The sequence below is a fragment of the Desulfoluna butyratoxydans genome, assembly GCF_900699765.1.
Lineage (GTDB): Bacteria > Desulfobacterota > Desulfobacteria > Desulfobacterales > Desulfolunaceae > Desulfoluna > Desulfoluna butyratoxydans.
The window spans coordinates 92,155-105,341 of the sequence record NZ_CAADHO010000001.1 but is presented as its reverse complement, the minus strand read 5'-3'; the positions used below and the strand labels follow the sequence as shown (position 1 = coordinate 105,341).

Annotated in this window: 9 protein-coding genes and 2 tRNA genes; 2 read left to right on the top strand and 9 right to left on the bottom strand. The window is 59.3% G+C overall.

From position 1 onward, the window contains the following. Positions 1-59: 59 nt before the first annotated feature. From purD to MSL71_RS00530, 8 genes are all read right to left on the bottom strand, one after another. On the bottom strand, positions 60-1,841 hold the full coding sequence (gene purD / locus MSL71_RS00565; protein WP_180136739.1) for a phosphoribosylamine--glycine ligase: 1,782 nt from the start codon (positions 1,839-1,841) through the stop codon (positions 60-62). 67 nt (positions 1,842-1,908) lie between these two features. Beyond that, on the bottom strand, positions 1,909-2,853 hold the full coding sequence (locus MSL71_RS00560) for a D-alanine--D-alanine ligase family protein (RefSeq protein ID WP_180136738.1): 945 nt from the start codon (positions 2,851-2,853) through the stop codon (positions 1,909-1,911). 34 nt (positions 2,854-2,887) lie between these two features. Beyond that, positions 2,888-3,271, bottom strand: a complete 384-nt coding sequence (locus tag MSL71_RS00555) for a DnaJ family domain-containing protein (RefSeq protein WP_180136737.1) — start codon at positions 3,269-3,271, stop codon at positions 2,888-2,890. 306 nt (positions 3,272-3,577) lie between these two features. Further along, positions 3,578-3,654 (bottom strand) — tRNA-Met (locus MSL71_RS00550). A 60-nt stretch (positions 3,655-3,714) separates the two neighbouring features. Beyond that, positions 3,715-3,791 (bottom strand) — tRNA-Met (locus tag MSL71_RS00545). A 600-nt stretch (positions 3,792-4,391) separates the two neighbouring features. After that, the gene (locus MSL71_RS00540) at positions 4,392-5,717 is read right to left on the bottom strand and encodes a (Fe-S)-binding protein (protein WP_180136736.1); all 1,326 of its coding nucleotides are present in this window, start codon (positions 5,715-5,717) and stop codon (positions 4,392-4,394) included. 539 nt (positions 5,718-6,256) lie between these two features. Continuing rightward, positions 6,257-6,658 (bottom strand): VanZ family protein, encoded by a 402-nt coding sequence (locus MSL71_RS00535; RefSeq protein ID WP_180136735.1) that lies wholly within the window; start codon positions 6,656-6,658, stop codon positions 6,257-6,259. Between the two features lie 38 nt (positions 6,659-6,696). After that, on the bottom strand, positions 6,697-7,419 hold the full coding sequence (locus MSL71_RS00530; RefSeq protein WP_180136734.1) for an enoyl-CoA hydratase/isomerase family protein: 723 nt from the start codon (positions 7,417-7,419) through the stop codon (positions 6,697-6,699). A 770-nt stretch (positions 7,420-8,189) separates the two neighbouring features. Here MSL71_RS00530 and MSL71_RS00525 point away from each other — a divergent pair. Further along, positions 8,190-9,869: a hydantoinase/oxoprolinase family protein gene (locus MSL71_RS00525; RefSeq protein WP_180136733.1), complete on the top strand. Its 1,680-nt coding sequence runs from the start codon at positions 8,190-8,192 to the stop codon at positions 9,867-9,869. 59 nt (positions 9,870-9,928) lie between these two features. Then, entirely contained in the window at positions 9,929-11,254 is a 1,326-nt protein-coding gene (locus tag MSL71_RS00520; protein ID WP_343052467.1) for a histone deacetylase family protein, read from the top strand. Between the two features lie 964 nt (positions 11,255-12,218). Here the strand turns inward: MSL71_RS00520 and MSL71_RS00515 are convergent. Then, entirely contained in the window at positions 12,219-13,187 is a 969-nt protein-coding gene (locus tag MSL71_RS00515; RefSeq protein WP_180136732.1) for a contractile injection system protein, VgrG/Pvc8 family, read from the bottom strand.

The following is a 13,187-nucleotide window of genomic DNA, read 5'->3' as shown; positions in this document are numbered from 1 at the left end:
GTGGAGCAGACGGTCGGATCAAAGGCCTCCGGCAGGTGCCGGAGGCCTTTTTTATCGACTTATCCGAACTTGAGCTTCTGCTTGAGTCTCTCGGACTTGGCTTCCACTTCGGCGGCCAGGTCTTTTTTGTATTCGGCCATGAGGTCGGCCATGACCGGATCGCCGATGGAGAGGATCTGCACGGCGAGGATACCGGCGTTTTTGGCGCCGGGCTTGCCGATGGCCACGGTTGCCACGGGCACGCCGGGAGGCATCTGCACGGTGGAGAGCAGGGCGTCCATGCCGTTGAGGGCCGAGGAGTCCACGGGCACCCCGATGACGGGCAGGGTGGTGTGGGCGGCCATAACGCCTGCCAGGTGGGCGGCGTGACCGGCAGCGGCGATGATCACCTCCAGGCCGTTTTCACGGGCCTTGATGGCGAATTCTGCGGCCACAAAGGGGGTGCGATGGGCCGAGGCCACCATGAACTCGTAGGGCACGCCGAATTTCCGGAGAATTTCGGTGGCGCCCTTCATGGTCTCGTAGTCGGAGTCGCTGCCCATGATGATGCCCACACGGGGCTTGGTGGCCAGGTGGCCGATGGCGCGGCCGCCGATGTCGGTGCGGTGGAAGGCCTTGGTCCAGGAGATCTTGTCCACGGCCTTGTAAGCTTTGTTGATGGCTCGCTTGACGTCGCTGCCCAGGGCGGTGACGCCCAGGACCCTGCCGCCGGAGGTGACCACCTTGTTGCCGCGCAGGGTGGTGCCTGCGTGGAACACTTCCAGGTCCCTGGCGGAGGAGGCCTCTTCCAGGCCCTTGATGACGTTGCCCTTGCGGTAGGCACCGGGGTAACCGCCGGAGGCCATGACCACGCAGACAGCGGCGCGTTCGTCGATGTCGATGGTGTGCTGGTCCAGGGTGCCGTCGGTGGTGGCCATCATGAGGTCGATGATGTCGTTTTGTACGCGCATCATCAGGGGCTGGCACTCGGGGTCGCCGAACCGGGCGTTGAACTCCAGCACCTTGATGCGGTCGCGGTCGATCATGAGGCCTGCGTAGAGCACGCCTTTAAAGGGGATACCCTCCTTGGCCATGCCTTCCACGGTGGGGATCATCACCTCTTTCATGATCTTGTCGTGCATGAATTTGTCGATGATGGGGGCCGGGGAGTATGCGCCCATGCCGCCGGTGTTGAGGCCCTTGTCGCCGTCAAAGGCACGCTTGTGATCCTGGGAGGTGGGCAGGGGCAGAACGGTCTTGCCGTCGGTGAAGGCGAGGAAAGAGACCTCTTCGCCCTCCAGGCGCTCTTCGATGACCACGCGGGCACCGGCCTCGCCAAAGGCCTTGTCCTGCATGATCTCTTTAAGGGCGGCCTCGGCCTCCTTGGGGGTGGAGCAGACGATGACGCCCTTGCCTGCGGCCAGGCCGTCGGCCTTGACCACCACATTGCCGTTGAATTCGGCCATGTACTTGGCGGCGGGGTCGTAGGAGGTGAAGCTGCGCCCGGTGGCTGTGGGCACGCCGTAGCGGTTCATGATCTTCTTGGAGAAGGCCTTGCTCGCTTCAAGTTGAGCGGCTTTTTTGGAGGCGCCGAACACCTTCAGGCCTTTTTTCTCAAAGATGTCCACGATGCCCTCGGCAAGGGGGGCTTCAGGACCCACAACGGTGAAGTCTATTCCGTTATCCTGGGCAAAGGACAGGAGCCCGGAGATATCGTCCGCTGCGATGTCGACGCAGGTCGCCAGGTCGGCGATGCCCGCATTGCCCGGTGCACAGAACACCTCGTCCACCTTTGCGCTCTGGGTGATCTTCCAGACCAGGGAGTGCTCTCGGCCTCCACTGCCTACAACCAGTACCTTCATGTCCATATCCTCTCATGTCTCAGGTTAAATAAACGACAATGCGTTCCCTAAAATGAATTGGGCGTTGTTACGGCTGTCCGTTCTTAGACTCCAGGGCCAGCTCAATGAGTCGGTCCAGGAGGGCGGAAAAGGAGAGACCGGCGACCTTTGCTGCCCGGGGCAGCAGGCTGGTGCGGGTCATCCCCGGGATGGTGTTGGTCTCCAGGAGAAAGATGTCCTCTCCTTTGATCATCATGTCGGTGCGACTGTATCCCTTCAGGTGAAGGGCTCGGTGCGCACGCTCGGCAAAGTCCATGACACGGGCGGTGAGGGCGTCGCTGATGCGGGCCGGGCAGATCTCCGTGGTGGCTCCGGGGGTGTACTTGGCCTCGTAGTCAAAGTAGGGGCTGTCCCCTTCGGGAATGATTTCGATGACAGGCAGGGCCTTGGGGTCGTCGTTGCCGAGGACGCCGCAGGTGACCTCGGGCCCGTCGATGAAGGCCTCCACAACCACGGTGTCGTCGTAGGTAAGGCTCGTGGCGACGGCTCCGGCCAGCTCCTGCTCTTCGGTCACCCGGAACATGCCGAGGCTGGAGCCTCCGCAGGCGGGTTTGACAAAGAGGGGCAGGCCGAGTTCTGCCACGGTGGTTGCCGCGTCAAAGGGCTCGCCCTTGCGGACCTGGATGGCCTCGGGTGTGGGAAGTCCTGCGTCGAGGTAAAGCTTCTTAGAGAGCTCCTTGTTCATGGCAATGGCGCTGCCCAGAACGCCTGAACCCTGGTAGGGGATATTCAGGAGGTCGAGGAGGCCCTGGATGGTGCCGTCTTCCCCGGGGGAGCCGTGGAGGAGGATGAGGGCGACGTCAAGGGTGCCTGCGTCGCGTACAAGGGCGTCAAGGCCGTCCTTGGGGTCGTACTCATGGATGGTGTATCGGTCCTGGTCCAAAGCGGCCAGTGCCTCTTTTCCGCTGACAAGGGAGACGTCCCGCTCGGGGGAGGTGCCTCCGTAGATCACTGCAAGGTTCAACTTCTTCATGGTGTATCTGTCCTGAAAGGGGCCCATGGCCCCGTTAACCGTTCTGTTTTCTGTTGAGTCTGTTGAGCACGCCCTCTTGATAGGCTTCCGGAATGTCGAAGATGGCCTGGGAGCGGCCGTCGCGGAGGAGTTTTGCCTTGAGCAGCCGGAGACGCTTCATGGCGCGGTAGGTTTCCGAGAGGTCGTCGCTCTCCCGGAGCAGGTCCTCCGTACGCCTGATCTCCACATGGTCTTCAAGTTCCCGCGGAACACAGCCCGCGTTTTTGAGGATCTTGTGCGTAAGGCGCAGGTCTTCGGGGACCCGGCTGTCATCTTCCATTTCCAGGGGCTTTCCGAGGCCGGGAAGATTATCGAGTTTGCCGTCTTCCTGGGCCTTTAGAATTTTCTCTTCAATGATGCGGTTAAAACCGATACGCATGAGTGACTGAAATCCTGAAAATAGTGATCATCACGCCCTAATGGTGGTAAAAGCGGATTGTTCAACAATGTCAGTGGGTAAGGTTAAAATCGCCTGGGTCGTGTGCCCCCACACTAATAAAGGTTGGGGCTGATTTCAAGAAAGAAGTGGGAAATAGCTGTAAACCGGGGGGATTCGCTGGGCGCATCAGGCCGCGGGATGGGCCGTTTCGCGCCGGAGCCACCGAGGGTGGGCAGGGTGAAGGGGAGGGTACAAAAAAAAGAAGCCGGAGAGTTTGAGGGAAACTCACCGGCTTCTTTATAAAAATGGTAGCGATGCACGGAATTGAACCGCGGACACTGCGGATATGAGCCGCATGCTCTAACCAACTGAGCTACATCGCCATATTTTTCTAAAAAAAGAAGCCGGAGAGTTTGAGGGAAACTAACCGGCTTCTCTATAAATGGTAGCGATGCACGGAATTGAACCGCGGACACTGCGGATATGAGCCGCATGCTCTAACCAACTGAGCTACATCGCCATATTTTTAATTTAGCACTCGGTGCGGAAGGTGTCCATCCCGCGTCGAGACAAAAAGCTTTTAATCTATTTTGAAGCAAATGGTCAAGGGGTTTTTGATAAAAAGTGGAAAAAAAGCCGCGGGGCTTGGCTCTTCGGCGTTTTTGGCTGACCAGAAGCTGGAAATCATACGGAAATCGTCGAGGGTCTTATGATGGCCCGTGGAGGCACGTCGTGTGGCCTGAAACGGCCCGTGGGAGCAAGCGGTGCCGGAAGGGGGTGGTGGTGTCCTTGTCTGTGTTCACGGGATGGGGAGCTTTTTTTGTGGGGCAAGGTGATGGGGCTATCGGCACGGATCTGTGGTGGGAGGGGGCGCTTCCCCTTGCAGGATGACTCGGTTTTGGGCGTGTCTCGTGGGTTTTTTGCTGCTTCTTATGGAGGGGCCGAGGTATGGGGGTGTATGGGAGGCGTTAAGGGTGTATGGATGAAATTTGGCCGTGTAGGGATGTGTGGGGGCGGGTGGGGCGCGTTTGTGCGGTTTCCAAATAAAAAAAGGCCGCCCGAAACGGGCGGCCTTTTTATTATCGGCTCTGCAACGGATTCCCCTTAAAAGGGGGCTCCATTAAAACTCGGGCTCGATGTATTCGGGAACGTTGACGTCCTGAAGTTCGGGGCCGAGGTAGGTTCTCTCGTTGGGGGCGAGGATGCCCAGAGAGAGGCAGATCAGGGTCCAGATGTGAACCACGTGGTAGTGGGCGCCGTAGTGCTCGCTCAGCTCATGGATCTGGGCGTGGCAGTTGTGGCAACCGGCGATGCAGTAAGTGGCACCGGTTTTCTGGATCTGGCTGTCCTTGATCTTGCCGTAGGCAAGGCGCTCATCTTTGTAGCCGGACTGGAGGAAACCGCCGCCGCCACCGCAGCAGAAGTTGTTGCTCTTGTTCGGGTACATGTCGATGAAGTTCTCTTCGCCGACCACGGACTTGATGACAAAGCGCAGGTTGTCGGCCGTTTCATCCCCGTAAGTCTTACGGATGATCTGGCAGGGATCCTGGACGGTGAACTTGATGCCAAGTTCTTTGTTCCAGTCAGAGTTGACGGGAAGCTTGCCCTCACGGATCCACTGGGCGTAGAGGTTGTAGATGCTTTCGACTTTGAAGTCGTGCTCGATGTTGAATTTTTTCAGTCCTGCCAGGACTGAGAAGGTAACGTGCCCTCATTCGGTGTTGAGGAACGTCTTACACCCCAGCTCCGTACACTTGTCCGCGCTTGTGCGCGTGATCTTGTCCCAGCTCTCGTCATCGGAGAGGAACATGCAGTAGTTCTCACCGGCCCAGCCCTTGCTGCCGTAGGTCCAGTCGGCGCCGACGATGTTGAGGATTTTCCAGAGGGGAACCATCTCTTCGGGTTCGGTCATGGGCTCACGGGAGTTCTGGTTGAGGAAGAACTCGGCGCCCTGCTTGTCGATGGGGGCCTGAAGGTCTTTCTCTTCCCACATGGGCTGGGACTCTTTGACTTCGTCGATGACGTCCTCGCAGACGAACTCGAAGTCTTCCTGGGAACAGCCCATGGCGCTGCAGGTGTCGTTGGCTACGGCCATGTCGCAGGAGCCGAGGATACCCTTGGGTCGCTCTTCTCTCGGGGTGAGCTTGCGTGCGTTGAACACCAGTTGGGGGATGTTGATCTGCATGGGGCAGATACGCTCGCAGCGCTGGCACATGCTGCACATCCAAACCCAGTCGTGTTTCGCGATCTCTTCGTCCATGCCCAGGGCGGCCATGCGCAGGAACTTTCGGGGGTCCATGTCGGCCAGTCCGGTTGCCGGACAGCCCGAGGCACAGAGCCCGCAGGTCAGACAGGCATTGAGGTTCCCGCCTTCGGGCAGGATCTCCATCACCTGGTCTTTGAAGGCACTTCTGGTGCCTCCGCCGATTTTGATTGCCTCAGCCATACTTACATTATCCTCCGTGTCATTTTTCCCGCCCCAAGCCACTGGTCGTTTCTACCGTCGATTATGGCAGGAAAGGATGATGTGCTCCCACAACACAAAAGAGCAAATCAGTCATTATATGAATGGTATAATCCGTGAAAACCTTATGCTCACAACTATTCCAAGAAAAAATTTATACCATAGTGTCCTTTTCAGGACAATAGTGTTTCTACTCTTAAAGATGAAAGCGTGTCAATAAGAATAAACAAAACATATCGAGTAAATACCCTCACCCGACAGGGGGCGTCGATGCGTTTTTGGTACGCCTCTTTCGCAGGGGAACAGCGTCCGTATGTTGCATGATTTCAAAGGGGAAGAGGGGTTCTGTAAGAAGGGAAACCGCAGACGAAGCAGAACGCAGGGTGGGTTTCCTCCGTATGGAACCGCAGCGGCGATGGAGGGAGCAAAATACTGAAAATCCTTTCAGGCCGGGAAGATGCGCTGTGTGCAAAAGGTGGACGGAGATGGCTCTGGTTGATGTCGGTCATCACTATTATTGATCAGGTGTCGCGCCTGCTGGGGTCTTGCTTCTTTGCCTGGGAAAACCCCGGTGCTCCCGCAGCACAGAGGCCTGCGGCAAAGGCCCAGCCCAGGGCGATGCCCGAGGCGTTGGCCACCATGTCCAAGAGGGAAAAGCTCCGCCAGGGGAGGAAGGCCTGGGCGACTTCGATGCCGAGCCCGTAGACCATGAGCAGGGCGACGTGGCGCCAGGTGAGTCGCCGAAGGGGTGAGGCGGTACATGTCAGCAGGGTCAGGTAGACATAGGCCCCTGCGTGCTGGGCCTTGTCCCAGATGTCCACGGCCAGGCTGCCCCGGACCGGCACCAGCGATAAAACGGTGATGGCGGCTAAGGATAGGCCAAGGAGGATGCGGGTTGTGCGGGTATACGTGGATGCGGGCATGGCGTTGCCGGCCCGTAAGGGCCGGCTCCTGTGGTCGGTTAGTCGGTAACGAAGAGGGCCAGGGATTCAATGACCTCTTTGTCTTCGGCTTCCATGATGTCGAGGATCTGCTTGTGGTTCCTCGCTTTGTGGATCTTGAAAATGCCGCGTTTCTTGGCGAAGGTGGCGGCAAAGGCCAGGGCGTCTTCCATGAGGGTCTCAGGATTCTCGCTGGCTTTGACGAGCATTTTGCGCTCGGCAAGCTCGGGTGCTCCGGCCCGGCGGCCCGTGAGGTACAGGTCGTTGAAGTGGTCGAAGGCAAAGGCCTTTTTCACGAAGGCGAGCATGCCCGGGAGGAAGGGGATGCCGAGGTCCACTTCGGGGAAGCAGAAATAGCCGCGGTCGGCCCGCATGAAGCGGAAGTCACAGGCGCAGGAGAGGATGGCTCCGTTGCCGAAGGCGTGGCCGTTGATGGCGGCGATGGTGGGTACCGGCAGGGTCAGAAGCTTGGTGAATACATCGTTCATGCCGTACATGAAGCCCTTGATGTCGTCGAGCTTGCCGTCGGCAAAGGCGCCTCCCATCCACTGGACGTCTACCCCTTGAGAAAAGGATTTCGGGTCCGTGGAGGTAAGGATGATGGCCGTGACCTCCTCATCGGCGATGGCCTCGTCGAGGCAGCGGTTCAGCTCCTGGGCAAAAACCAGGTTCTGGGTGTTGGCGCCGTTGTCCATCCAGACAACGGCGGTGCGGTCCTTTTTCTCCCATTTTACAACAGACATGATAACCCCCGTTAAGCATTGTAGGTCCATCGAAAACAACCGGTTCATTGGGCGCCGGAGCCGTCGGCTCAGACCCGAGGGCCCTGGCCGGAAGAGGTCGGAGGCTCTGTGATATCGGGTTTTTTGTGTGCGCATCAATGATTGCGGGATAAAACACATTTTATTATCTGATAATGGAAATGATGGAAAAAAGAAAGGGGGAAAGTTGATTTGTATGCGAAATAAGGAAGGGGCGGCGGACACAGGTGCCTGTGCGTGTGTTTCTAACTTATTGATCGATAAATCAAATCATTGAAGGGTAGAATCTTTTGGATGGCTTTTTTGCTTTTATAGTTTGTGCGCTTTGTAAAATCAGGGAGGAAAGGGAGAATATGTTCTTTCACAAGGATGCATGAGGTAGATATGCACTGTCGCTCAAGGGTAAGGGAACTTTTGTCGGCGCAGGGTTAAATGGTTCGTAATCAGGGGTTTATCAATGGTTGAGTCTGTGTTGACACCGTACGCATATTCCTATAGATACGTTAGTATTCAGTTCGACTTACCGGGAGCTCCGTCACCGACGCTACACCATGGATGCCCATGCCTGCGGGTGATGCTGCGTCTCATCATGATCTGATGAACCCGTAGACCTGTACGGCGATTTCAGACCCTGGGACCATGGCCGCCCCATCCGTGTTCGCACACATGCCGCTGCTCGGCAGGCGGCCTGGGTGGGCACGAACGGCGTTGGCCTCCCCGAAGTCCCCAATTTCTAAAGAAACGAGGTAGTCATGATTATCGGCCTGGATGTGGGGGGAACCCACACGGATGTTGTGCTCATCGGCAAGGAGGGGCTGATTCGGCAGACCAAGGTGCCCACCGACCCCGAGAACCTTTTTGAATCCATCCTTTCCGGCCTGGAGAGCGTGATCCGGGATACCGACACCGCGTCGGTGGAACGCATCGTGCTCAGCACCACCCTGACCACCAACGCCGTGGTGACTGGAAAACTCGAAACGGTGGGCATGGTGGTGGCGGGGGGGCCGGGCCTTGATCCCAAGCTGTTCCGCTGCTGTGAGGAGTACCATACTGTTTTCGGGGCCGTGGATCATCGCGGGCGGGTGGTGGAGGGGCTGGACCGCGACGCGGTGGAAGCCCTTGCCGATTCATTCCTTGCCAAGGGCATTCGTACCGTGGGGGTGGTGGGAAAATTCTCCACCCGAAACCCCGGCCACGAGCAGCGCATGGAAGAGATCCTCATGAAAAAAGGGATCGAGCGTGTCTTCACCGGCCACACCGTTTCCGGGCAGCTCAACTTTCCCCGCAGGATTCACACCACCTTTTTAAACGCGTCGGTCTACGCCATTCACCGGCGTTTCTACGAGTCCGTTCGGGACAGTCTCAAGGAAAAGGGCATCGACATTCCCATCTATATACTTAAAGCCGACGGCGGCACCATGGAGATGGAAACCTCCATGATTCATCCCGGCGAGTCGGTGATGTCCGGGCCTTCGGCAAGCGTCATGGGATCCATTCCCTGGGCCTCGGATTCGGTGGATACCCTGGTTCTGGATGTGGGGGGGACCACCACGGACATCGCCATCCTGGTCAAGCGCGCCCCGGTACTGGAGCCCCTGGGCATCACCGTGGGGCCCTGGCGTACCCTGATCCGCTCCCTGAAGAGCACCTCCGTGGGCCTGGGCGGCGACAGCCTGATCCGTGTGGACAACGGGGCCGTGATCATCGGCCCCCAGCGCCTGGGCCCTGCCATGGCCTTCGGCGGCCCGGAGCCAACCCCCACGGACGCCATGGTGGTCCTCGACCCCGACGGCACCCAAGGGGACCTTGCCATGGCCAAGGAGGGGATGCGCCGCGTGGGAGAGGCTTTGGGCCTTTCCCCTGAAGAGGCGGCCCGCAAGGTCATGGAGACCATGGGCCGCACCATCCTGGACCATGCCCGCAAGGCCGTGGCCGAGATCAACGCCAAGCCGGTCTACACCATCCACGAGATGATGGAAGGGTACCGGGTGGCCCCGGAGGAGATCCTTCTTCTCGGCGGCCCGGCCAAGGCCCTCTCCGGATACCTTGCAGACTGCACGGACAAGGCCGTGCGGCCTGTTCCGCGCTGGGGCGTCGCCAACGCCATCGGGGCAGCCCTTGCCCGCACCACCTGCGAGGTGACCCTGTTTGCCGATACCGAAAAAGGGGTGATCCTCATCCCCGAAGAGAACTACTCCAAAACCATGGACCATCACTACACCCTGGATGATGCCGAAGAGACGGCCAGGAATTTCCTGGTGGAAAAGGCGCGTCAGGCAGGCAGCCGCACGGCAAGCCCGGAAACCGAGATCGTGGAGAGCATTGCCTTCAACATGGTTCGGGGCTTCCGCACCACGGGCAAGAACATCCGGGTGCGGGCCCAGGTGAAGCCGGGGCTCATTGATGGGTACGATATAGCCGGTGGTGAGTAGCAAGGATTGAGGAGACAGATGGCGACGTTGCGAGCCATCCATATACTATAAGGACACGCATGATGATCAAAGCGGACAGAAAAACAGGGTTGGTCTTTTTTCCTGCCTTTGACTGGGCCATCGATCCCACCCACCCGGAGCGGGAGGAGCGGCTGCTCTACACCCAGGACCAGGTGTTTGAAGAGGGGCTGTTTGATATCGAGGGCATCACCGAGTTCAAGCCCGATCTGGTGACCCATGAGGACATTCGGCGGGTGCACTTTTGCGCCCCGGATATCGAGAGCGTCACCACCGAATCTCACCTCATCAGCGCAGGGGGAGCCGTGACCGTGGCCAAGGCCGTCATGGAAGGGGCCGTGGAAAAAGGCTTTGCCCTGGTGCGTCCCCCCGGGCACCATGCCATGCGGGTGGTCCACGGCAACCGGGGCTTTTGCAACATCAACATCGAAGCCATCATGATCGAGTACCTGAGGGCCAAGCACGGGGTGCGGCGCGTGGCCGTTGTGGATACGGACTGCCACCACGGCGACGGCAGCCAGGACATCTTCTGGCACGACCCGGACACCCTGTTTATATCCATTCATCAGGATGGGCGGACCCTCTACCCGGGCTCCGGTTTCATCGAAGAGCTGGGCGGTCCCAACGCCCTGGGTACCACGGTGAACATTCCCCTGCCGCCCCTTACCTCGGACGAAGGGTACCTCTGGACCGTTGAAAACGTGGTCATGCCCATCCTCGAGGATTTCAAGCCTGAGATCATCATCAACTCCGCAGGCCAGGACAACCACTTCTCCGATCCCCTTACCAACATGAACTTTTCGGCCCGGGGCTACGCCGACCTCACCGACATGCTGAGCCCGGACATCGCTGTTCTGGAAGGGGGCTACTCCATCGAAGGGGCCCTGCCCTACGTCAACACCGGGATCATCCTGGCCCTTGCGGGCCTTGACTACACCGGCATCAAAGAGCCGGGCTTCGATGCCGCGCGCATTGCCCAGCCCCCCGACGTCACCCGGCAGGTGCGCCAGATCGGCCAGGCCGTCCTCTCCACCTGGCGCCAGAGAGAGGCCCTGCAGGCCAAGCTCGTGGGCAACCACAAGACCGTGAGCCGTCGTCGTAACATCATGTACGACACAGACATGATCTATGAAATGCAGATTGATGAGATCACCGTGTGCAGGGAGTGCAAAGGCGCCCTCAAGGTGGACTCCTCCTCGGACACCGGCCACCACCTCTTCGGCGTTCACATCCCCAACGGAGTGTGCCCGGCCTGCCGTGCCAAGGCAGAGCAGTGGTTCGAAGAGTCCAAAAACGGCCCCTACACCCTCCGCACCATGCAGGACCTCGATAGCCAGACATTCTACGACGAGCCTCGGGAGGCATAGGTTTTGGAGCGCCGCACGGGCGTGTGGCGCTCCATGGCGTTTTAGCGAATGAATTTGTCGGTAACCCTGCGGAATTTCGCCTCACGTGAATGACCCGATTTGCCTTTCCCCTTCCCTAAAACCCCGGCCGTGGCCCTCCCATACCATATCGGTAAACGTGGAGTCCCCTCACCGGCTTCTGGGTATGCTCGGTTTGTGCCGTGCCCGATGGGCACGGCACCACCTTTGCCCATCCTACCTGTTCACAAAACCTCTCCACCGGTCGCAGGGCGTCATCCCGTAGGATGGGCAAAGCGGAGCGTGCCCATCATTTGGTCGAAATCCCAACGGTGTCGCTAATGCATATCCCACCGGGACGTGAGAACCCCATATCGGTATACGTGGAGTTCCCTCACCGGCTTCTGGGTATGCTCGGTTTATGCCATGCCCGATGGGCACGGCACCACCTTTGCCCATCCTACCTGTTCACAAAATCTCTCCACCGGTCGCAGGGCGTCACCGCGTAGGATGGGCAAAGCGGAGCGTGCCCATCGTGTGGTCGAAATCCCAACGGTGTCGTTAATGCATATCCCACCGGGACGTGAGAACCCCATGTCGGTAAACGTGGAGTTCCCTCACCGGCTTCTGGGTATGCTCGGTTTATACCGTGCCCGATGGGCACGGCACCACCTTTGCCCATCCTACCTGTTCACAAAACCTCTCCTCCGGTCGCAGGGCGTGCCCATCGTGTGTTCGAAATCCCAACGGTGTCGTTAATGCATATCCCACCGGGACGTGAGAACCCCATGTCGGTAAATGTGGAATCACCTCTCCGGTTCCCGGGTGCGCCTGTTTCATACCGTGCCCGATGGGCACGGCACCACCTTTGCCCATCCTGCATGTTTACAAAACCTCTCCACCGGTCACAGGGAGTTACCTCGTAGGATGGGCAAAGCGGAGCGTGCCCATCAGGCAATGGGAGTCATCATGCAGCCTTGGGCCGCGCCCTGGCCCTTATGTTGTACCCGGAGCTGTTCAGGGTGTGGGTGACCTGGTCCAGCACCCACATGCCGTTGATGCCCGGGCCGATCTCTCGTAGATCCAGGGGCGTTCCGGCCATGAGGTCGAACCGGCCGGAACATTCCAGGGAGAGCGTGGTCTCCTCTTGCGGGGCTGTGCGGTGGGCGGCAAGGGCCCTGGTGTAGGCGACCTCGGAGGTGGGGGCAGGCACGGTGAGCACCCGCTGGGGATGCCCGGCACCCACCAGGGCGTGGCCCTTGGCCCCTCTCTCCGTGTCCTGCCAGAAGGCCAGGGTGGAGCGATAGACCTTTCTGGCCACCTGCCTCATGGACCACCGGGTGAGGTCCTCTGCCGTGAGTTGCACCGGGGGGATGGCCGTCCCCGAGGCTGTGGCTCCTTTTCCTTTGGGCAGGAAAAGAAGGCGCCCAGCGGCTGCTTTGGTCATGGCTCCGTACCGTTCTGCCAGGCGACTGAGAAGGTGGAGGTCGCTTTCGTTTTGGTCCAGGTGCTCAAGATGGATTTTATCGAGGCTGCTGTGGATCTGGGGGCTGAGCCCGTGCTCCATGGCCAGGGTACGGACCAGGTCCCCCAGGCTGATTCCGTGCCAGGATCGCTCCTTGATCTCCTTGATGCTCTCGGTCATGTCAGCTGCGTTGGCTACAATGGTGAGGGTCTCGGCGGGGCCTTCCACCCTGAGCTCATCGGCGATGAAGCTGCCCATGGACGCCATGCCGCTCTCCGCATAGCCCAGCCACACCTCGATGCGGGCCCCTGCGTATGGAAGAATCACCCGGTTGCCCCGGTTGTCCAGTTCCAGGACGAGGGTGTCGGACCGCAGCCCGGCCTCGTCCAGAACGGCCAGGGAGATGAGCCGGTCCTTGACGGTGTCGGTGATGTCCTTGCCGTTGGCTTCAATTCTGTAGTCCGGTGTCAT